Genomic DNA, 20,382 nt, shown 5'->3' on the forward strand with positions numbered 1-20,382 from the left:
CGGGGGAGATAAGCCATCACAAGCCCTTTCACGCATAAAGGATTGGCGCGCATGCGTCCGTTGATTTATAAAACTCTTGGGTTTTATAAATATGACGCGTTTGGAAATGGCAAGCGCGCAATTGGGGGCGCACAATGACTGTGCGGGGATGAATGGGGTCGATACCGACAAAGCGCCCGCAAATCGGGCTATATGATCCGGGCCGGCGCGGGCGTCCGGTGACGCTCTCACCCGAGGCACGGCGCGATTTGATCTTTGCTGCGCTCGAAGAACTGCATTCGGAGGCCGGGCTAGACGGGGCGACGATGCAGGCCATCGCGCGCCATGCGGGCATGTCAAAGCGCACGCTCTACGATGTCTTTCCCAGCCGGACCACGCTCTTGCGCGCTTATATGGACAAGGTCGCGGAGCAATTCATTCAGCCCTTGTCTGCGTCTGAAACTGCCATGCCGATTGCCGAACGACTGACCCGGCTGATGTCCCGCAATGCCCGCCATCAGGGCTATGGCCTGCCGCTGGAAATTCTGCGGACCTTCATGGCCCAAGTTCCTGCCTGTCCCGAGATCGGGCGTGATCTGGTCGACCGGCTGATGCAGCGGGATCTGCGCATTGTGACCGAAGAGTTGGATCGCGGGGTCGCACGCGCGGAGATCGCCCTGGACGACACCGGGCAGGCCGCCGCGCTTTTGCTCGACATGCTGCGCCCGTGGCCGCTGGAATCGCTTCTCGATCCTGCAAGGCTGGCCTCGCCCGAAGGTTTTGCCGCCCGAACGCGTCTGGCCATTCGTGTTTTTCTCGGCGGTGTCATGACGCGTTGAGTGCGCTCCGTTTCGACGCCGCGACCAGCACGCGGCACAATTGCGCCGCCGCCGTGACCCCGTCGATAACGGGAAAGGGCACCGCCTTGGCCACCGCGCCAATGATCGTCACGGCTCCGGCGCATCCCAGTATGGCCAGCGTCGTACCGGGTGTAACGCGTGTCGATGTGCGCGCGAAATACGCGGCGGCGCGGGCGGGCTCTTCCTCCAGCATCAGAACGGGGGTGTCGGCGGCGAGAACCTGCGGGATGGTTGCGCTATATCCATGCTGCGCGATGTTGCGGGTGATCACCGGCACGGCGGCCTCGACCGTGGTGATCACCGCCGCCTGATCCGACAAGAGGCCTGCGAGCGCGAAACTCGCCTGCCCGATCCCGATCACCGGACAGGTGGCGATACGGCGCGCCTCGCTGAGGCCGGTATCGTCGAAACAGGCGATGATGATCGCCTCGGCCCCGCTATCGGACGCCTTCCGGATCAGCGTCAGCAGGGGCGGCACTGCGCGCGCGCCATCGGCCTCGCCCTCGATCACGGCCGGCCCTTGGGCAGAGGTCCAGCCCTCGAATTCCAGATCGGGGGCGGCCAGCCGCGCGGCGGTCAGCGCGCTTCGGGTCATGGCCTCGGTGCTGTTGGGGTTGATGAGGATCACGGCCACCGGTCAGACCATCCCCTTGCCCGCGTCCGACGGGCGCTTGCGCCGGCGTGACAGAAGCCAGACCGTCAGAAAGAAGACGCCGATCACCGCCAGTGAAAACAGCGTCGTCAGCGTGCCGAGCGCAAAGATCACAGGGGTGGTGACATTGGTGGTCATGCCGAAGATTTCCAGCGGCAGCGTGTTGTAGCTGCCCGCCGTGAGCAGGGTGCGGGCGAATTCGTCATAGCTCAGGGTGAAGCCGAACAGCGCGACCCCCAATAGCGACGGCGCGATGATCGGCAGGATGACATGCGCAAAGGTCTGCCACGGGCTCGCACCCTGATCGCGCGCGGCCTCTTCATAGCTCTGGTCGAACCGGTTGAAGACCGCGAACATGATCAACAGGCCAAAGGGCAGGGTCCATGTCAGCTGACTGCCAAAACCGGAGGTGACCCAATGCACCTTGAACCCCAGTTGATTGAAGATCAGCCCGACCCCGAGAGAGATCAGAATCGACGGGATCACCAGCGAGGCGATGCTCAGGTAAAACAGCACCGTCGCGCCTGCAAAGCGTTTGCGGAACGCCAGCCCCGCCAGAACCGACACCACCACCGTCGTCACCATCACCATCAGCCCGAGTGCAAATGACCGGCGGAAACTGCCCCAGATGTCACCCACGGCCTGTTCTTCGAACAGGTCCCGGAACCAGTGCAATGAGACGCCGTTCATCGGAAAGGTCAGCCCGCCCTGCGGCCCCTGGAAACTCAGGATGCCGATGGTCACGATGGGGCCGTAGAGAAACAGCACGAACAGCCCGAAGAAACCGGCCAGCAGGTAAAAACTCCGGCTGCGTCGTTCCATGCTCACAATTCCTTTCGGATATCGACCAGCCGCAACAGCACGGCGATCACGATCAGTACCGAACAGAGCAGCACGACCGCCGTGGCCGCCGCGGAGGGGTATTGCAGCAGGCTGATATCGTTCGAGATGAGCCGCCCGACATTGGCGCGCTGCGAGCCGGACATGAACCGTACGGTGATGAAATCCCCCATCACCAGCGTTGTGACAAAGATCGTGCCGATCATGATCCCCGGCTTGCAAAGCGGTACGATCACGTTCCACAGCGTCTGCAGCCCGCTCGCCCCGCAATCGCGCGCGGCTTCGATCAATGACCTGTCGATCCGCATCATCGAGTTGAAGATCGGCACCACCATGAACAGCGTGTAGAGATGCACGAAGGCGAGGATCACCGAGAAGTCCGAGAACAAAAGCCATTCCAGCGGCTCATCGATGACACCCCAGCTGATCAGCGTCGAATTCGCGATCCCGTTACGGCCGAGAAACGGAATCCAGCTGATCATGCGAATGATGTTCGAGGTCCAGAATGGGATCGTGCAGAGCAGGAAAAGCGCGATTTGCCATTTCAGGCTGCGTACCTCGAAGGCCAGGAAATAGGCCACGGTAAAGCCGATGACGAGGGTGAAGGCCCAGGTAATCACGGCATATTTGAGCGTGTTGAAAAACACCGTGTAGGTGACTGGAGAACTGAACAGGAACTGGTAATTATCGAATTGAAAGGCCGGATAGATCGAATACTCGGTCGCGCCCCAGAAGCTGACGATCACGATCATCGCAATCGGGGCCACGAGAAAGCCCAAAAGCACGGTCGCCAGCGGGGCTGCTTGCAGCCACCCGATAAGGTTTCGATTTCGCAGCACCCGGCAGCCTCTTCTTTATGTAAAAAATACTTTCCGGGGGTCTGGGGGGCGGAACGCCCCCCAGTTGCTCGGATCGCCACAGGCGATCCGATGCCTCATTCAGGCGGCAATGAATTCATTCCACTTGCGCACCATGTACTGGTTTTCATCCATCACCGAATTCCAGCAGGCCACCGCGCCCATCCGGTCGTAGAAAGACCCGCCATCACGGATTTCACCCACACCGGCAAGCTCGTCACCGAAGGGCGAGGTGATCACATCAGTGCTTTCCTTGCCCTCGAACCAGTAGCCCCACTCGTTCTCGCTCATGAACGCCTTGGAGGTCTCGGGCACCGCCGAGTAATACCCCTGCCGCATCAGGAATCCGCCGACCCAGCCGCTGAGATACCAGTTGATGTACTCATAGGCCGCATCCAGCTCCATTCCCGAGAGCGACGCCGACAGCCCGATGCCGCCGCCCCATGAACGATAGCCCTCTTTCAGCGGCTGGTAGACGCAAGGAATATCGCGCGAACGCACAGCGGTGATGGCTGGCGACCACATCGACTGGATCACCACCTCTCCGCTCGCCATCAGGTTCACGCTCTCGTCAAAGGTCTTCCAGAACGCGCGGAACTGGCCCGCTTTCTTGGCTTCGGTAAAGATCGCGATGGTCTTGTCGATCTCCTCGACGGTCATGTTGCCCTTGTTGCCATAGGTGATCTCGCCCATCGCCTCGCAGACCATCGCCATGTCCATGATTCCGATCGAGGATATGTCGAGGATCGACGCCTTGCCCTTGAACTCGGGGCTCAGCAGCTCGGTCCAGCTTTCGATCGGACGCCCGATCAGATCGGGGCGGATGCCGAGCGTATCGGCGTTGTAGATCGTCGGGATCAGCGTCATCCAGCCGCTTTCGGTATCCACGAAATCGGTGCCGCCCGGCCCTTCGACAAAGCCCACGGTATGCGGCGCGGTGCCTTGGGCGATCTCGCTTTCGGGGGTTAGCTTGCCGTCGCGGAAAATACCGACGATCTTGTCGTAATTCTCGATCCGGCCGGCATCCATCGCCTGAAGGTTGCCGGTCGGCCAGACCTTTCTACAGACGAAATACTCGATATCGGCGATGTCGAAGCTGTCGGGCTGGGTGGCGGCGCGCTGCGTCACGCTGTCAGTATCAAGCGCGGTCATCTCGAGCGTGATGCCCAGATCCTCCTTCACCTTGGTTGCCACCTCGTTGAGATTGGACACCCCGGTGCCGAACTGGCGCAGCGTGATATCCTTGCCTTCCTGACCCCAGACCATTGGGGCGGGCAGGGCTGAGGCGGCAAGTGCTGCCCCCCCTGATTTGAGTAGCGCACGGCGGCTGTAGCGGGTCTTGCAGATCGTTGTCATGGTCGGTCCTCTCTGTTGTGGTCGTTTGGCTTGGCTCTTCACGTCTCAGGCGGAAATCGGATGCGCGGCCCGGTCGTCCCATCCCAGTCCGATCACATCGCCCAGTTCCCGGGGGGTTCGGAAAAATTCGCTCTCGGGCAAAAGCGCCGTCACCTCCTGGTCGCCCGCGACCACGGAAATGAGCGCGACATGCGTGCCCTGGTATTCGATACCGGTAATGCGACCGTCGATCCGCCCAGCCTCGGGCGAGGTGACGGACATGACGTCAGAGCGCAGGGCGATCCTTCCCTGTGGCAGGTGCAGCACGTTGTGCCCGCCCATGAACCGCGCGACAAAGGCGGTGCGCGGAGCGTTGAACACCTCGCGCGCGGGGCCCGCCTGCTCGATGCGCGCGTCGTTCATCACGATGATCTCGTCGGCGAGGGCCAATGCCTCATCCTGCCCGTGGGTGACATGAATGAAGCTGATGCCGAGGTCGCGTTGCAACCGTTTCAGCTCCGTCCGCATACGGATGCGCAGGAACGGGTCGAGCGCCGAGAGCGGTTCATCCAGCAGTAAGACCTGCGGTCGGGTGATGAGCGCCCGTGCAAGGGCCACGCGCTGCTGCTGCCCGCCGGACAACTGATCGGGCTTGCGGTCCGCGTATTGCGTCATCTCGACGAGGTCGAGCATTTCATCCGCTCGGGCAAGGCGCGTGGCCTTGTCCTGCCCTGCCATGCGCAGGCTGAACGCCACGTTGTCGCGCACATTGAGATGCGGAAAGAGCGCATAGCTTTGAAACATCATCGCCGTGCCGCGCCGCGCGGGCGGCAGATGGGATATGTCGCGCCCCGACAGGACGATGGCCCCGTCACTGACGTCCTCGTGACCTGCGATCATCCGCAGGGTCGAGGACTTGCCACAGCCCGACGGCCCCAAAAGGCAGGCATATGTACCCGCCTTGAAGTGATGCGAGATCGCATCGACCGCGACGGTGTTACTGTAGCGTTTGGTCAGGGAAACGAATTCTAGATCGGCGGCGTTTGTCATCTGGCATCCCGTTATCGGCATGGTTCAACTGCGGCGAACGGGATCGAATCTCGCAACGGAATCCGCGACGCAGCGCTGAGCATTCGATAAAATGCCGGTATTTTGGGCAGGTTCGTCGCAGCACGGTGCAATATTGTGCGCAATCATTGTATACAATTTATCTGAATACGGGATGTGATTCCACGCGGTATTGTGTGCGTGCACGCGGGGGCGCATGATTGGCGCAGGAGACCTGCATGAACCATCTCAGCGAATCCCCCCCGTTTATCCAGCCGACGATCACCGGCCCGAGTGCCGCGGTCGTCGCGCGGCTGTCACAGGCCATTCATGAGCACCGACTGGCGCCGGGTACGAAGCTGGGTGAGGACGAATTGAGCGACGTGTTCGACGTGTCGCGGACCGTTGTGCGCAGCGCGCTTCAGGCGCTCTCGCATGATGGGTTGGTGGAGTTGAAACGCAATCGCGGGGCCTTTGTCGCCAAGCCGACGATCCGCGAGGCGCGCGAGGTGTTCGAGGCCCGCGCCTTGCTTGAGCCGCGCACGGCGCGCTCTGCGACGGAGCGGATGACGCGCGCCCATCTTGACCGACTGCATGCCCATATCGAGGCCGAGCATGACGCCATGGCCCGCGCCGAACACGGCAAGGCCCTGCGTTTGTCCGGGCAATTCCACATCGAGATTTCACATATTGCGGATCAGGCCACGATCGCGGGCTTCATCGAGCGGTTGGTCGCGCGTTCGTCGCTGATCATCGCCCTCTATTGGCAACGTCAGAGTGCTATGTGCGAGAAACACGCCCATCACGCCCTACTCGACGCATTCTCACGCGGCGACGCGGATGACGCCGAGGAACTCATGAAAAACCACCTTGTCGATATCGTCACGACCCTTGATCTGCGCGACCCCGCCCCGCGTGAGATCAGCCTTGGCGAGATCCTCCTCGGGCCGTCTTCGCCCGGAGAAAAAGGTTAGTTGCGCACCGATCCCGGCCCCGCGATCCCGTGTCAGATATCCTTGACCAGGCGCAATGCGTCGTAGATCGCGGCATGTGTGTTGCGTGCGCTGACCGCGTCGCCGATCCGGAACAACTGAAATGCGCCGTCGGGGTTGCGCGTCACGGCCTGCGGCTGACCTGCGATCAAGGCATCATAGTCCACCTCGCCGACGTTTGAGGACAATGGCTTCAGCTCGAAATAGAGGTCATCCATCGGCAGGGTGCCGTAGTTCACCACCACCTGATCGTAGGTCTTCTCTGAGGTGAAGTCGCTGTAATCGGTGCCGATCGTGGCCTTGAGGCGGTTACCGTCGCGCGTCACGTCGAGCAGGCGGCGGGTGACGGTAAAGGTCACGTCCTTGTCCTGCAATGCACGCATATAGGGCACCAGATTCATCCCCATGATATCGGGGGCAAAGGTGCGGTCGGGGGTCATCACCTCGACGCTTGCACCGGCATTGGCGGCGATCTCGGCAGCCATCAGGCCGGGGTGATCGCCGCTTTCGTCATAGATCAGCACATTTTGCCCCGGCTTCACGTCGCCCGCGATGATGTCCCATGTTGTGGTGACAAGGTCCTGTTCCCTGCCGCTTTCGAAGAGTTCGACATTGGGCAGACCGCCCGTTGCAACGATGACGATATCCGGGGAGAGTGCAGTTATATCCCCCGCCTCGGCCCATGTGTTGAAGTGAAAGGCCACGTCGCGCGCGGCGCATTGCGCCATGCGCCAGTCAATGATGCTGATCATCTCGCGGCGGCGCGGGTTCTGCGCGGTCAGCCGCACCTGTCCGCCGGGGTCGGGCTGGGCCTCGAACACCGTCACGTCATGTCCGCGCTCTGCGGCAACGCGCGCGGCCTCTAGCCCGGCGGGGCCAGCACCGACGATGACGATGTTCTTGCGCTCGGGGGCCGACGTGATCTCATGCGGCATGGTCAGTTCGCGGCCCGTGGCGGCGTTGTGAATGCAGAGCGCCTCACCGGCGGCATAGATGCGATCCAGACAGAATGTGGCGCCCACGCAGGGGCGGATGTCGTCCTCGCGCCCTTCGATGATCTTTTTCACGATATGCGGATCGGCCATATGGGCGCGGGTCATGCCGACCATGTCCAAGAGCCCGGCCTGCACCGCATGCCGGGCGGTCGCCACGTCGGGGATCTTGGCGGCGTGGAAGGTGGGCATGCCGGTGGCCGCCCTGACCGCGCCTGCGAAATCGAGGTGGGGCGCGTTTTTCATGCCCTGCACCGGGATCACATCGGTCATTGCCGGGTCGGTATGGACGCGCCCGCGGATCACGTTGAGGAAATCGACCATGCCGCAATCGGCCAGCTTTTTGGAAATCTCCAGCCCTTCCTCGGGGGTGATACCGCCCGCCTCTGCCTCATCCGCCGTGTAGCGCAGGCCGACGATGAACTCATCGCCCACGCGTTTGCGGATACCGCGCAGCACGTCCATCAAGAGCTTCATCCGACTGTCGAGGTCGTGCCCGCCATAGGGGCCGTCCAGATCATTGGTCAGCGGGGACCAGAACTGATCGAGCAGGTGTCCGTAGACCTGCAATTCGATCCCGTCCATGCCGCCCGCTTTCATCCGTTCGGTGGCATCGGCGAAATCGGTGATGATCCGCTCGATATCCCAATCCTCGGCCAGCTTGGGAAAGGCCCTGTGCGCGGGTTCACGGTGTTTCGAGGATGACAGCGACGGCAGCCAATCGCCCTTGGACCAGACGGTGCGGCGGCCAAGATGGGTCAGCTGGATCATCACCGCGCAGCCATGGTCGTGGCAGGCATCGGTCAGTTGTCTGATCCACGGCACCACCTCGTCTTTGTAGGCGAGGACGTTGTTGAAGACCGGCGGGCTGTCTTTGGAGACCGCCGCCGACCCGGCGGTCATTGCCAAGGCCACGCCCGCGCGGGCGCGCTCGGCGTGATAGGCGGCATAGCGTTCCTTGGGCATCCCGTCCTCGGGATAAGCCGGTTCATGGCTGGTGGTCATGATCCGGTTGCGCAGGGTCAGATGCTTGAGCTGGTAGGGCTGAAGGAGGGGATCGTTGGACATGGGGCTGGCTCCGTTTGGCCGGGATCGCGATCCAGCCTTTGGTCAGGTGCGTGTTGCTGTCAAGCCCCGGTTTCTATTGGCTCAAGGCGTGGCCCGCTGGGGCGCCGCTTTGCCGCTACGAAACCGCCCCGGCGCATGGCCGAACCGGCCCCGGAAGCTCTTGATGAACACCACCTGCGAGGCAAATCCCGAGGCGACGGCGATCTCCGAAACGCTCAGATCGGTCTCGCGCAGCAGGCCGCGGGCGTGATCCAGTCGCAGGTCGCGAAAGAAGCGATACGGTGTCTTGCCGCAATATTTCATGAACAGGCGTTCCATCTGGCGTCGAGAACACCCGGCCGCTGCTGCCAGATCGTCCATGCCGGGCGGCGTTTCGATATTCGCCTGCATCGCCTTGATCGCGCGCACCAGCAGGGGATTGCGGCTGTCGATGGCACTGCTGACCGAAGCGCGCTGTTGCGTGCGCTCGCCCCGGCGCTGCCCGTAGAGGCACATGTCTGCCACCACATCGGCAAAGGACGGGCCGTAATCCTCTTCGATGCGCAAGAGCATCATGTCGGTCGCGCCGACACCCCCGCCACAGGTGAAAATACCGCCATCAAGCTCGTAGGTGTTCGTGGTGATCTCGACCTGCGGGAACTGCTCTCGAAAGGCGGGTTGGTTTTCCCAGTGCAGCGTCGCCTTGCGCCCCTCCAGCAACCCGGCTTCGGCCAATGCGATGGCCCCGGTGCAGATACCGCCAACGCGCCCGCCGAACCGGACATGCTCGCGCAGGATCGCGCGTGCGCCGGGATGTGAGCCGCCGGGCCGCACGGTGCCGCCACAGACCACCAGATCGGTATCGCGGGCAAAGCGCGCCAGCGGCTGATCGACATTGACCGACATGCCGCAGGAACTGCTGACCGGCGCGCCATCCTGCGAACATACCGTCCAGCGATAGAGCGGGCGCTGCGCCAGTTGGTTGGCGATGCGCAGCGGGTCGAGCGCGGCGCTGAACGCCAGAAGGGTAAAGTCGGGCAGCAGAAGGAAAGCGAAATGCCGGGACGGCCGGTCGATATCGACGGCGCAATAGGCGGCCCCCGCCGGGATCACGGCGGGGCGTTCTTCGGTCAGGTGAGAACTGTCGCGTGTGCCTGTCATCGGTCCACCCTCGCTGTCACGGCTGTGCCACGACAGCTAAGCAGAGGCGCGGCCCCCCGGCAAGATGCGACGGATCAGACCTCGCGCGGGCCGACCATGCCCATGATCTCGTAGGTCTGGCGCAGGATTGGTGCGGCGATGTCGCGGGCGCGATCCGCCCCGTCGGCGAGAATGCGGTCGATCTCGGTCACGTCCTGCATCAGCCGCGACATCTCGGTCGAGATCGGCGCGATCTTCTCGACCGCCAAATCGGCCAGCATCGGCTTGAACTCGGAAAACGGCTTGCCGCCCGCCTCGGCCATCACCTGATCTACACTCATATCTGCAAGTGCTGCGTAGATATTGATCAGGTTGCGCGCCTCGGGACGGTCCTCCAGCCTTTTGGCATCAAGCGGGAGCGGTTCTGGGTCGGTCTTGGCCTTGCGGATTTTCTTGGCGATGGCATCGGCATCGTCGGTCAGGTTGATCCGGCTCATGTCGGATTGGTCGGATTTCGACATCTTCTTCGATCCGTCGCGCAGGGACATGACACGGGTTGCCGCACCCTCGATCACCGGCTCGGTGATGGGAAAGAAATCAACGCCGAAATCGTTGTTGAACTTTATCGCGATGTCGCGCGTGAGTTCGAGGTGCTGTTTTTGGTCCTCGCCCACCGGCACATGGGTGGCGTGATAGGCGAGGATGTCGGCCGCCATCAGCGCCGGATAGGCAAAAAGGCCAAGCGAGGCGTTCTGCGCGTTCTTGCCCGCCTTGTCCTTGAATTGCGTCATGCGTTGCATCCAGCCCATCCGCGCCACGCAGTTGAACACCCAGGCCAGTTGCGTGTGCTCTGCCACCTGGCTCTGATTGAACAGGATCGAGCGTGCCGGATCGAGGCCCGAGGCGATGAACCCGGCGGCCAGTTCGCGGGTCGCGTGGCGCAGGTCGGCGGGCTCTTGCCAGACGGTGATGGCGTGCAGATCGACCATGCAATAGAGCGTCTGAACCCCCTGGTTCTGCGCGTCGGCAAAGCGTTTGAGCGCGCCAAGGTAATTGCCCAGATGCAGGTTGCCCGAGGGCTGGATTCCCGAAAACACGCGGGGGGTAAAGGCCGCCTCGGTCATGGCTCAACTCCGTGGTGGATTTCTTTGCCCGCCTCGCTTACCCATGCGCCATTGCCCCGTCAAGGAGAGCCGCAATGCAAGACCCGCAGCGCCCCAGCCCGCTCAACCCGGTGCCGCCCTTCGTGATCGCGCTGTTTCTGGTGATCATCGGGGTCGAGGCGATGTTTTCGCTCGGCGAGCGCGGCATGATCGGCGGTCCCGAGGCGATCGGCTGGCGCGCGGGCGCGATCGAGGATTACGGGTTCAACGGCGATATCCTGACATGGATGATGCAGAACAACGTCTGGCCCACGGAACATCTGCGGCGCTTCGTGACCTATGCCTTCGTGCATGGCAGTTTCACCCATGCCCTCTTTGCCGGGGTGCTGCTGCTGGCCATGGGCAAATTCGTGAGCGAGGTGTTCCGTCATTGGGCGGTGCTGGTGCTGTTCGTGGTAAGCACGGTCGGCGGTGCGCTGGTCTTCGGCCTTGTGGTGCAGGATCGGCCTTGGCTCATAGGGGCGTTTCCCGGGGTCTACGGCCTGATCGGCGGCTTCACCTATATCATGTGGCTGCGGCTGGGGCAGTTGGGCAGCAATCAGGCGCGGGCCTTTACGCTCATTGGCGTGTTGATGGGGCTGCAACTGATCTTTGGCCTGCTGTTTGGCGCGAGTGCCACATGGGTGGCCGATGTCAGCGGTTTTGTCGTGGGCTTTCTTGCCTCCTTCGTGCTCAGCCCCGGCGGTTTTGCCAAACTGCGCGCGCGCATCCGGCACGATTGACGTCAGACACCAAGGTAACGATCCGCAAGCGAGCGATCCGCGCGCAGTGTTTCCGCGGGGATCACCGGGCCGTTTCTGCCATCCTCCAGAAACGCGACGCGGTCTGCCACCGACAAGACCGCGTGGAGGCGCTGTTCCACCAGCAAGACCGCGACGCCGCGCGCGCGCATGGCGGTGATGACCTCGCGGATGGCGTCGATCATCGAGGGTTGCAAGCCCTCCGTCGGCTCATCGAGCAGGAGCACGCGCGGCGCGAGGCAAAGCGCCCGCGCCATGGCGAGCATCTGCTGTTCCCCGCCCGAAAGCGTCTGCGCCGCCTGTCCCATCCGGTCGCGCAGGCGCGGGAATAGGTCGAGCACCTCCTCGCGCGTGGCCATACCCTGCGCGCCTGCCATCAACCCGATTTCAAGGTTCTGCGCCACGCTCAGACCCGAAAACAGCCTGCGCCCCTGCGGCACGTATCCCACGCCCGCGCGCGGCACCTCGTGCGGCGGCAGATCGCTCAGCGTCACTTCCCCCAACCGCACCGCGCCCGACATCAGCGGCACAAGGCCCATGATCGCGCGCATCAGCGTCGTCTTGCCCGCACCGTTACGCCCAAGCAGGCACAGGATCTCGCCCGGGGCCACCTCTAATGACACCTCGTGCAGCACCTGCGCACGGCCATAGCCTGCCCCGATCCTATCCAGCCGCAGCATCGCCGCCCCCCAGATAGGCCGCCTGAACGGCGGCATTGGCATGGATTTCCTCAGGCGTGCCCTCGGCCAGTACACGCCCCCCGTCGAGCACGGTAATCCGGTCGGCAAGCGCCATCACCACGCGCATGTTGTGCTCGATCAGCAGGATTGTCGTCTCCTGCGCCAGATCGCGGATCAGGCTCTGAAACGCCTCGATCTCGCCCTCCGAGAGGCCCTGCGTCGGCTCGTCAAGGATCAGCAGGCGGGGGCGTTGAACGATCCCCATCGCCAGTTCCAGCAGGCGCTGATGGCCATAGGCCAGATCGCCCGCCTCCTGCCCTGCGCGCTCGGACAGGCCCACGCGCGCAAGTGCCTCTGCCACCGCCTTGCGCGCCGTGGCTCCATGCAGGTGACGGCGCGCGGCAAGGCCCACATTCTCGGCCACGCTGAGCCGCGCAAACACCGAGGTGATCTGGAACGTATAGGCCATGCCGCGCGCGATGCGGCGATGCGCGGGCAGACGGGTGATATCCGCGCCGTCAAAGATCACGCGTCCGGCACTCGCCGCGATGCGCCCGGCGATCATACCGACCAGCGTCGTCTTGCCCGCTCCATTGGGGCCGATCAACGCGCGGATCTCGCCCTCGGGCAGGTCGAGATCGACACCCTCGACCGCGTGCAGCCCGTCGAACCGCTTGGAGAGACCGCGCACCGACAGAAGCATCACGGCAGCCCTTTCCACAGCCTGCGGCGCAGCTCGCCCATGATCCCCTGCGGTGCGAAGAGCGTGAGCAGGACGAGGGCGATACCCGCGATCAGCATATAGGCGGTGGTGATGCCGGAACTCAGGTCAATCAGGTAGAACATAAAGAGCGTGCCGATGAAGGGGCCAAGCACCGTGCCCGCGCCTCCCAAGAGCACATAAAGCAGCGGCAGGATCGAATACTGCACGGCGGCAAAACTGGCCCCGACGTAACCAAACAGGATGCCGTAAGCGGCCCCCGCCGCCGCCGCCATCGTGCCCGAGATTATCAGTGCGGCAAGTTTATGTGCGAAGGTGTCGTAGCCCAGCATGCGCACCCGCTCCTCATTCTCGCGGATCGCCACCAGCACCCGGCCAAAGGGTGCGCGCACCAGCCAGAGGCTGAGCATGAGGCAAATGCCGAATAACATCAGCGCCGCGAGGTAGCGGGCGTTTGGATCGCTCAGATCGACCCCCCAGAACATCCGCCCCGCCTGCGCCAGCACGAAGCCTTCATCGCCGCGCGTCCATTCGGAAAAGTGCAGGATCGTCAGGTATCCCGCCTGCGCGAACATCAGCGTGACGATCATGAAGGCCACGCCGCTGGTGCGCAGCGCCAGAAGCGCCAGCGCACCCGAGACCACAGCGCCCGCTAGGACTCCGATCAGCATTGCCGACCCGGCGCTCAGCCCAAGATGCTGCACCGAGAGCCCCATGCCATACATGCCCGCCGCAAAGAACAGCGCGTGGCCGAGGCTGAGCAACCCGGAATAGCCAAAGAGGATGTTGTATCCCATGGCGAAACTCGCCAGCACCATGACCCGTGCAAGGTTGCCGTGGTGATAGGCGGGCAGCACGAAATGCAGCGTCAACAGTACCGCCAACAGCCCCAGATGCAGCGCCAGCGCCCTCATGCCGCGCGTTTCCCAAACAGACCCTGCGGGCGGAACACCAGCACCAGCGCGACCAGCAGCGTCGCAATGATCTTGGCCAGGGTGGGCGAGAAGAAGACCGAGATGATCCCGTCGCTGAGCCCGATCAGCACGGCGGCCAGCACCGTGCCGGGCAGGCTGCCCAACCCGCCGATGATGACCACGATGAACGACAGCAGCAGCGGATCGGCCCCCATCAGGTAATGCGCCTGCTGGATCGGCACGATCAGCACAGCGGCGAGCGCCGCCAGCCCCGCACCGAGGCCGAAGGTGATGGCGTAAACCCGCTCCACCGGGATGCCGAAGGCCAGCGCCATATCACGATCCGCCTGCGTTGCGCGCATCACGAGGCCAAGGCGCGAGCGCGCCATCACTGCCCAAACCCCACACAGGATCAGCACCGCCGCGCCGATCACCGCCAGCTTGTAAGAGGTGGTGCCCAGCCCCCAGGGCCAGATCATCTGCCAGCCCTCCGGGCCATGCTCAAACCACGGGATCGCGAGCCGCGTGTTGAACGGTGCCTCGACCGGGCGCGCCTCGGGGCCATAGCCCATGAGGGTGAGTTGCTGGATGATGTAGAGCAGGCCGATGGTGGCGACGATGGTCCGCTCCGGGTCATAACCCAGTCGCTTGAGAATGGTCATGTCGGCGGCGATGGCCAGCGCGCCCACGATCAGCGGCGCGGCGATCAGCGCGGCCCCGAAACCAAGCGCCGGGTGCCCGCCAAGGCTGGTCGCTACCCACCACGCCAACACCGCGCCCAGCATGAAGAACTCGCCATGCGCGATATTGACCACCCGCATCACGCCAAACACAAGGCTCAACCCCACCGCGGTGAGCGCCAGTACCGCCGCCGTCACCGCGCCTTCCAGCGTGGCGAGCACGAGATAGGGGCCGAGATCCATCAGACTGTCCGGATGTCAGGGGTCATTGCGCTACGTACTCCACCCCGCCCACGAGGAGGCGCTGATCGTCGGTCAGGGTCACGATCTGGCCGTGCTTGCGTTCCAGCTTGCGGGCCACGACCTCGTCGCGCGGTTGCCAGTCATAGGCCGTGTCCTCGCGTACGCCTGCCCAGGTCAGCCGCCCACCCTTGCGCCACGGGTCGAGCACGATGCCCGCGTCATATGCGTTGCCCCGGGCGCTGATGATCGCGGTGCTGTGCTCCAGCCGAAAGGAGTTGTCGGCATTGGCCACCGCGCGATGCAGATCGAGCGTCTGAAAGTTTTCCGCCTTCAGCCGATCCTCCATGTCGCGCGCCCAGTGCCAGCACAGCCCGCGCGGTTTCAGCCCCATATTGACCTTGGTGTTATGCACGATGGGCGGATCGGTGATCTTATATTCCAGCGCCAGATCATGGGTGTGCCGATAGGCCATGGTGGCCGCGCGCTGTGCCTCTTCGGGGTCGACCTCAGGTCCAAGGCCTTGGATCGCGGCGGCAAGGCGGCTGACCTCCTCGGGTTGCGGTGGGGGCGGTGCCGCGCAGGCGGCCAGCAACAACATCGCCCCTGCCAGCATGCCCCGCCAAAGCGCCGCCGGCCCCATATCAGAACGCCTGCGTGGTGTAATCGACCATATCGGGATAGACCGAATCCTCGATCGCGGTCGTGTGCACGCGCATCAGCGTGCCGTTCTGCACCTGGCTGATATATTGATGGCCGAACACCTGATGGGTCTTGCCGTTGAACCGCTTGGCCCCTTGGGGATGCGCGCGCGACAACGGCATGTCGGTCATCGCCTCGACTGCCTCGATCAGCGCGGCGCGGTCTTGCGGCCCGGCGTATCCCGCCGCCTCCATGCCCGCCTTGATCACGTGCAGCGTCTCCCAGCAGCCGAACATGTGGCCATAGGTCGACACATCCGCCGGATCGTTCACCGATGCCCCGCGCGCATCGACGCCCACGGCCTCGCGATAGAAGGTCTCATGCGCGCTCTCGTCGGGTTGTTGGTGGCGGCACATGCCTTCCCAGAAATGGCTGCCTTCGAGGAAGTCGAGCCCGGGGCTGTCGATGGCTACCGCCTCGAGGCTGTCGATGAAGCCGAAAAGCTCTGGCCCTCGCCCGCCAAAGAATTCGCCCAGTTCCTTGACGAAGGTCAGCACCGCAGGACCGACCATGACATGGTATAGCACTTCGGTGTCGCGCGGGATCTTGGGGAAGTACTTGGTGAAGGACGTCTCAGACGGCGGAATGGCGATCTTGGCCAGCACCTCGCCGCCCTGCGCCTCGATGGCCGGGGCGAGGGCATCGCGGTGGTCATAGCCAAACCCGTAATCGGGAAAGATCATCGTGACCTTCTTGCCCAGCGTGTCGGTGATGAACGGGGCCATCGCGATCACCTGGCTTCGCACATCCGTAATGCCCGGCTGCAACGTATAGCGGTTGAGCATGCCCGACGAGACATGCGTGCCCTCCGAGACCACGAAATAGGGCAGTTTCAACTCTCCGGCGCGGGGGGCGGAGCCGATCACCACATGGCTGAAGAGCGTGCCGAACCCCACGTCGCAACCATGCTGATTGGCGAATTTCTCGACCACCTCGGCCCCGCGCTTGGGATCGGTGCCGTCATCCTCGGCAATGATCTCGATGGGGCGGCCATTGATGCCGCCATCCGCGTTGATCAGGTCTACCGCCGCTTCGGTCGCCCGGCCATACCAGCGCCCATAGGCCGCGCCAATCCCGGTGCGGTGCTGTTGAAACCCGATGCGAATGGGCTCAGCGCTCTGGGCATGAGTATAGCGCGCCCAGAGCGGCAGGGTGGCTGCGGCGGCCCCGCCTGCCAGCGTCTTGAGCGCGCCGCGCCGGGTGGCGGTTTTGGTCGGGGTGGTCATGGGCGATCCTCCGATCAGTCAGAACTAGAGCCGCAAGGCCCGGTTGCGCGCAAATTGCGCAACAGCGGCCTGCATGTCCAGCCCTTTAGCCCTCAGGCCCCACGCGGCGTGGCCAAGAGCCACAGGCCAAAGACTGTATAGGCCACCATGAAGAGCGCAAGCGGCGCCTGCGCCAGCGCCGCACGCCGCGTGCTCTGACCGGCCCGGATGGCAATGGCATGCGCCAGCAGCAGCGCGATCACATGCCCCGCGACCACCACGCCCGCCTGCGTCATCCAGATCAGCCGCACCGGGCCGGGGCTGTTGAGAAACCCAGCTGTGACATGGACATGCCCCGCGCCCAGCGTCTCGGACAGCCAGCCCAGCACATATTGCCCGTCGAGCAGGAAACTCGTGAGGTAATGGGCGATATGGTAGGCCAAGGCAATCGGCAGGAGCGTGGGCGCATAGCGGCGGATGAGCAGGCCCATGCCCGCCCGCTCGCCCGCGAGCCGCGCACCAAGCCAGAGACAGATTGCAAAGACCGCGATCAGCCCCAGATTGGTCAGCAGCAGTCCAAGCAGATTAGGCCCGATTACGGCGGAACGGCCCGGAAACTCCAACGGATTAAGACCGAGCCAGCCCATCCACAGAAAGGTCTCGTTCAGCCCGTCGAAACTGCCGCTCCCGAGCAAGACCAGCATCAGCACCGCAAGGCTGAGTGATGGCATCGGCCGCGACAGCACTTGCCACCCGGGAAGGCCCAGTGCCAGCCGCCCGCGCGCCCGGCCCAACAGCCCCATCCGCGGATAGCTGCGCATCAGGAGCGTGATCCCCTCGGCGCGCAACAGCCACGCCCCCCCGAACAGCAGAACCCCCACCATGTGGAGCGTCCAATAGACCGCAACCGCCACGGCCAGCCGCGCCGGATCGGCGGGGGCGGGGTCGGCCAGCAGAAAGCCCGCGAAGGCGAGGAAACTCGCCACCCCCGGCCAATGTCCGAGCGCCCTCGGATAGCGGAGCGGCGCGCGCCGCCCGGTGATCCGGGCGACAAGCGCGGACAGGCCGGACCACGGGTTGATCCAGCGCCAGAAGTCGCCGATCAGCCCCTGCAGGCTGACCAGCGCGATCCAGAACACCACCCAGACGCTTAGTGACAGCGGGTTCAGCATTGGATCGCGCGGCCCCGAAATGCCCCGCCAGATCAGCCACAACAGGACAGCGGTTGCCACAAGACTGAGAATATGGCGGGGCCTTGGCGGCGAGACGGCCAACGGCAGAGGCCGAAAGACCGCCCCGGCCACTCCGCCCGGCATCACCGCCAATAGCGCCACGGTCAGCGCCACGGTTGCCCCGCCCGCCGCGATATAGACATCCGTCGGCAACAGCAGGACGAACCCCTGCTCCGAGGCGTGCGCCCATGCAGCGCTGGCCAAGATCATCAAGGTGATCGCGCTTGAGAAGGCCAGCACGATGGATCTCTCAGCCACCGCAAATTCCCTGAAGCCGCAACCAGTCTGCGTCGCTCAGGATTGGCGGTGGCGGCTCCGCTCCGCGCGCGAACGGGTCGGCCTCGATCAGTGACAAGACCGTCTCGCCGGTGATGTCACGCGCATAAGCGTAGGGGGCCATGCGCACCTGCCAATGGGCGAACGCCTCCAGCAGCGCGGTGTCAGAGGGCATCTCGGGCGGTGACTTCAATAGCGTTTCGGCATGGTCGCGCAGGGTGTCGTCGGTCAGTTGTCCGGTCGCCAGCAGGCGCAGGCTCGCGACTGCGCCGCCATCAGTCAGCAGGCGGTGCAGCGGATCGCGGACTTCGGCGCGCAGATAGGCGGCGATGATATGGCCTGCGACGACGTCGGGCTCGTCATGATCCTCGACCAGATCGGCGTTGATCATGACCGTTCCGCCGGGCAGACGCAGGGTGTCTTCGACGCCGCTGCGCACGACCATGAACCGCACGCCGCCTGAGCGCGGGGGCAGGCGGCGCGCCAGCGCGGCCAGCGCGGCGTTGCCGCCTTGCGCACGGCAGGCGGGGCCTGTGGCGCGCTGCAAATGGGTGATGAGCGCCTGTCCGATCTCTGCGCGTTTGACTGCCGGTACGACACGCAGGGCATGATCCCGCGCCGCGCCGGGCAGCCAAAACAGCGCCAGCAGGACTACCGCCGTGACGCTTGTCAGCACACCGTAAAGCCGCAACCGACCCGGCCTCGGTCGTTGTCGGGCGATTGTGTTGCGCAGGGTTTCGATGGCGGCGATCATGTCGGTCTCGTCCTCGGGCAGTTCCAAGGTCTCATTGGGGTCGCCGTCAGGATGATAGATCGCCGGTTTCTGCCCCGGATTGGCCCGGGCAATGGCGGCGATCGACCAATGCGCCTGCACCCGCTCGCGCATATCCGTCATGGTTAGCGTCGCCTCGCCGACCGACACGATCACGTCGATGCGCTGCGCCTCCGCATCGGCGCGCCACAGGCCCGCCGCTTCGAGCCGCTGGTATTTGCTGAGTGCCGTTTTCGCCATATGTAGGGCTGCCCTGCCTCGATACGACAAGTGATAGCACGGTTGCGCGCGGGGCGGCAATCGCTCGACGTGCTCTTGCGGAGCGATTACAAGAGCGCCACCTGTTGCATATGAGGACCTCGATGAAAATCGCGACCGCCGCCTATCCGCTCGATGCCCTGACCAACTGGGCCGACTACGCCGCCAAGATCACCGAGTGGGTTGCCGATGCCGCAGGGCAGGGGGCCGATCTGGCGGTCTTTCCCGAATACGGCGCGATGGAACTGGCGATGCTCGACGGGCCGGAGGTGGCGGGCGATCTGGAACGCTCGCTGCATGCGGTCTCAAACCGGATCGCGGATGTGGACGATCTGCACAGCACTCTGGCCGTGCGGCACGGGCTGCACGTCCTCGCGGCCTCTGCTCCGGTGTTTGATCCCGACCTCGGCGCGCGCCCGGTCAACCGCGCGCGGCTGTTCACGCCCTCGGGGGGCTGCGGCGTGCAGGACAAGCAGATCATGACCCGGTTCGAGCGCGAGGAGTGGGACGTGGTGCCGGGCGGGCCGCTGCGCCTGTTCGACACGAGCCTTGGCAAGATCGGCATCCTGATCTGCTATGACAGCGAATTCCCCCTGCTGGGCCGCGCCCTGCACGATGCTGACCTCATTCTCGTGCCCTCCTGCACGGAGGCGCTGACGGGATATTGGCGGGTGCGCATCGGTGCGATGGCGCGTGCGCTCGAAATGCAATGCGTCACCGTCATGTCCTCGACCGTGGGCGATGCGGGATGGTCGCCGGCGGTGGACGAAAATACCGGCATGGGCGGCATCTTCGGCCCGCCCGACAGGGGCTTTCCGCCGACCGGCGTCATTGCCGAAGGCACGCTCAACCGCCCCGGCTGGACGCTGGCCGAAGTGGACCTTGCGCGTGTCGCGCATGTCCGCGACGACGGCGTCGTGCTCAACCGCCGCCACTGGGCCGAACAGGCGGGCCGCGACATGCAGGTCACATCTATGCCGCTCAGGTGATTATGCCCTTGAAAAAAACGTGAAACAGGCCCATTTACTAGCGCGTTCCGCAAGAATGGCGGAATGCCA

20 protein-coding genes are annotated in these 20,382 nt (G+C 64.1%); 4 read left to right on the forward strand and 16 right to left on the reverse strand.

Translation table 11 applies throughout. The annotated features are described in order from the left end of the window. Positions 1-218 precede the first annotated feature (218 nt). Positions 219-818 carry a TetR/AcrR family transcriptional regulator gene (locus RID11_RS12150; RefSeq protein ID WP_350139431.1) on the forward strand — a complete coding sequence of 200 codons (600 nt, stop codon included), beginning with the start codon at positions 219-221 and terminating at the stop codon, positions 816-818. Here the strand turns inward: RID11_RS12150 and RID11_RS12155 are convergent. The 5 genes from RID11_RS12155 to RID11_RS12175 all read right to left on the reverse strand — a co-directional run bounded on the left by RID11_RS12155 (position 805) and on the right by RID11_RS12175 (position 5,573). Then, the gene (locus tag RID11_RS12155) at positions 805-1,473 is read right to left on the reverse strand and encodes an aspartate/glutamate racemase family protein (RefSeq protein WP_350139433.1); all 669 of its coding nucleotides are present in this window, start codon (positions 1,471-1,473) and stop codon (positions 805-807) included. The two genes, RID11_RS12150 and RID11_RS12155, sit on opposite strands and share 14 nt — an antisense overlap. A 3-nt stretch (positions 1,474-1,476) precedes the next feature. Continuing rightward, on the reverse strand, positions 1,477-2,313 hold the full coding sequence (locus tag RID11_RS12160; protein WP_350139436.1) for an ABC transporter permease: 837 nt from the start codon (positions 2,311-2,313) through the stop codon (positions 1,477-1,479). 2 nt (positions 2,314-2,315) lie between these two features. Continuing rightward, positions 2,316-3,170, reverse strand: a complete 855-nt coding sequence (locus tag RID11_RS12165) for an ABC transporter permease (RefSeq protein WP_350139438.1) — start codon at positions 3,168-3,170, stop codon at positions 2,316-2,318. A 99-nt stretch (positions 3,171-3,269) separates the two neighbouring features. Next, on the reverse strand, positions 3,270-4,535 hold the full coding sequence (locus RID11_RS12170) for an ABC transporter substrate-binding protein (RefSeq protein WP_350139522.1): 1,266 nt from the start codon (positions 4,533-4,535) through the stop codon (positions 3,270-3,272). Between the two features lie 54 nt (positions 4,536-4,589). Further along, positions 4,590-5,573: an ABC transporter ATP-binding protein gene (locus RID11_RS12175; protein ID WP_350139440.1), complete on the reverse strand. Its 984-nt coding sequence runs from the start codon at positions 5,571-5,573 to the stop codon at positions 4,590-4,592. Between the two features lie 236 nt (positions 5,574-5,809). Here RID11_RS12175 and RID11_RS12180 point away from each other — a divergent pair, with 236 nt between their 5' ends. After that, positions 5,810-6,544 (forward strand): GntR family transcriptional regulator, encoded by a 735-nt coding sequence (locus RID11_RS12180; RefSeq protein ID WP_350139443.1) that lies wholly within the window; start codon positions 5,810-5,812, stop codon positions 6,542-6,544. Between the two features lie 32 nt (positions 6,545-6,576). Here RID11_RS12180 and RID11_RS12185 read toward each other — a convergent pair whose 3' ends face one another. The 3 genes from RID11_RS12185 to trpS all read right to left on the reverse strand — a co-directional run bounded on the left by RID11_RS12185 (position 6,577) and on the right by trpS (position 10,865). Beyond that, on the reverse strand, positions 6,577-8,622 hold the full coding sequence (locus tag RID11_RS12185; RefSeq protein WP_350139446.1) for an FAD-dependent oxidoreductase: 2,046 nt from the start codon (positions 8,620-8,622) through the stop codon (positions 6,577-6,579). A gap of 81 nt (positions 8,623-8,703) precedes the next feature. Beyond that, positions 8,704-9,762: a GlxA family transcriptional regulator gene (locus RID11_RS12190; RefSeq protein ID WP_350139449.1), complete on the reverse strand. Its 1,059-nt coding sequence runs from the start codon at positions 9,760-9,762 to the stop codon at positions 8,704-8,706. A gap of 74 nt (positions 9,763-9,836) precedes the next feature. Continuing rightward, entirely contained in the window at positions 9,837-10,865 is a 1,029-nt protein-coding gene (gene trpS / locus RID11_RS12195; RefSeq protein WP_350139452.1) for a tryptophan--tRNA ligase, read from the reverse strand. A 74-nt stretch (positions 10,866-10,939) separates the two neighbouring features. Here trpS and RID11_RS12200 point away from each other — a divergent pair, with 74 nt between their 5' ends. Next, a complete protein-coding gene (locus RID11_RS12200) occupies positions 10,940-11,626 on the forward strand; it encodes a rhomboid family intramembrane serine protease (protein WP_350139455.1) in 687 nt (228 codons plus the stop codon). Positions 11,627-11,628: 2 nt separating this feature from the next. On the opposite strand, the gene RID11_RS12205 is transcribed toward RID11_RS12200, so the two are convergent. The 8 genes from RID11_RS12205 to RID11_RS12240 form a co-directional block, all read right to left on the reverse strand. Beyond that, positions 11,629-12,324 (reverse strand): ABC transporter ATP-binding protein, encoded by a 696-nt coding sequence (locus tag RID11_RS12205; RefSeq protein WP_350139457.1) that lies wholly within the window; start codon positions 12,322-12,324, stop codon positions 11,629-11,631. Then, on the reverse strand, positions 12,308-13,030 hold the full coding sequence (locus tag RID11_RS12210) for an ABC transporter ATP-binding protein (RefSeq protein WP_350139460.1): 723 nt from the start codon (positions 13,028-13,030) through the stop codon (positions 12,308-12,310). Before RID11_RS12210 ends, RID11_RS12205 begins: the two co-directional genes overlap by 17 nt. Continuing rightward, the gene (locus RID11_RS12215) at positions 13,027-13,959 is read right to left on the reverse strand and encodes a branched-chain amino acid ABC transporter permease (protein ID WP_350139462.1); all 933 of its coding nucleotides are present in this window, start codon (positions 13,957-13,959) and stop codon (positions 13,027-13,029) included. Before RID11_RS12215 ends, RID11_RS12210 begins: the two co-directional genes overlap by 4 nt. Beyond that, complete coding sequence (locus RID11_RS12220) at positions 13,956-14,882, reverse strand: branched-chain amino acid ABC transporter permease (RefSeq protein ID WP_350139464.1); 927 nt, start codon at positions 14,880-14,882, stop codon at positions 13,956-13,958. The genes RID11_RS12215 and RID11_RS12220 overlap by 4 nt, the downstream gene beginning before the upstream one ends. Positions 14,883-14,904: 22 nt before the next feature. Next, positions 14,905-15,522: a hypothetical protein gene (locus RID11_RS12225; protein ID WP_350139466.1), complete on the reverse strand. Its 618-nt coding sequence runs from the start codon at positions 15,520-15,522 to the stop codon at positions 14,905-14,907. 1 nt (position 15,523) lies between these two features. Next, positions 15,524-16,807, reverse strand: coding sequence for an ABC transporter substrate-binding protein (locus tag RID11_RS12230; RefSeq protein ID WP_350139469.1), 1,284 nt, complete (start codon positions 16,805-16,807; stop codon positions 15,524-15,526). 92 nt (positions 16,808-16,899) lie between these two features. Further along, a complete protein-coding gene (locus RID11_RS12235; protein ID WP_350139472.1) occupies positions 16,900-18,276 on the reverse strand; it encodes a hypothetical protein in 1,377 nt (458 codons plus the stop codon). Continuing rightward, positions 18,269-19,306 carry a hypothetical protein gene (locus tag RID11_RS12240; RefSeq protein WP_350139474.1) on the reverse strand — a complete coding sequence of 346 codons (1,038 nt, stop codon included), beginning with the start codon at positions 19,304-19,306 and terminating at the stop codon, positions 18,269-18,271. Before RID11_RS12240 ends, RID11_RS12235 begins: the two co-directional genes overlap by 8 nt. Before the next feature lie 122 nt (positions 19,307-19,428). On the opposite strand from RID11_RS12240, the gene RID11_RS12245 reads away from it, so the two are divergent. Continuing rightward, entirely contained in the window at positions 19,429-20,313 is an 885-nt protein-coding gene (locus RID11_RS12245; RefSeq protein ID WP_350139476.1) for a carbon-nitrogen hydrolase family protein, read from the forward strand. Positions 20,314-20,382 lie beyond the last annotated feature (69 nt).

The organism is Roseovarius sp. (genome assembly GCF_040219995.1).
Lineage (GTDB): Bacteria > Pseudomonadota > Alphaproteobacteria > Rhodobacterales > Rhodobacteraceae > Roseovarius.

Coding starts and splice junctions, on each gene's coding strand:
- RID11_RS12200 (WP_350139455.1), top strand. CDS start 10,940: ATGCAAGACCCGCAGCGCCCCAGCCCGCTCAACCCGGTGCCGCCCTTC.
- RID11_RS12185 (WP_350139446.1), bottom strand. CDS start 8,622: ATGTCCAACGATCCCCTCCTTCAGCCCTACCAGCTCAAGCATCTGACC.
- trpS (WP_350139452.1), bottom strand. CDS start 10,865: ATGACCGAGGCGGCCTTTACCCCCCGCGTGTTTTCGGGAATCCAGCCC.
- RID11_RS12220 (WP_350139464.1), bottom strand. CDS start 14,882: ATGGATCTCGGCCCCTATCTCGTGCTCGCCACGCTGGAAGGCGCGGTG.
- RID11_RS12230 (WP_350139469.1), bottom strand. CDS start 16,807: ATGACCACCCCGACCAAAACCGCCACCCGGCGCGGCGCGCTCAAGACG.
- RID11_RS12245 (WP_350139476.1), top strand. CDS start 19,429: ATGAAAATCGCGACCGCCGCCTATCCGCTCGATGCCCTGACCAACTGG.
- RID11_RS12190 (WP_350139449.1), bottom strand. CDS start 9,762: ATGACAGGCACACGCGACAGTTCTCACCTGACCGAAGAACGCCCCGCC.
- RID11_RS12180 (WP_350139443.1), top strand. CDS start 5,810: ATGAACCATCTCAGCGAATCCCCCCCGTTTATCCAGCCGACGATCACC.
- RID11_RS12175 (WP_350139440.1), bottom strand. CDS start 5,573: ATGACAAACGCCGCCGATCTAGAATTCGTTTCCCTGACCAAACGCTAC.
- RID11_RS12225 (WP_350139466.1), bottom strand. CDS start 15,522: ATGGGGCCGGCGGCGCTTTGGCGGGGCATGCTGGCAGGGGCGATGTTG.
- RID11_RS12215 (WP_350139462.1), bottom strand. CDS start 13,959: ATGAGGGCGCTGGCGCTGCATCTGGGGCTGTTGGCGGTACTGTTGACG.
- RID11_RS12160 (WP_350139436.1), bottom strand. CDS start 2,313: ATGGAACGACGCAGCCGGAGTTTTTACCTGCTGGCCGGTTTCTTCGGG.
- RID11_RS12205 (WP_350139457.1), bottom strand. CDS start 12,324: ATGCTGCGGCTGGATAGGATCGGGGCAGGCTATGGCCGTGCGCAGGTG.
- RID11_RS12240 (WP_350139474.1), bottom strand. CDS start 19,306: ATGGCGAAAACGGCACTCAGCAAATACCAGCGGCTCGAAGCGGCGGGC.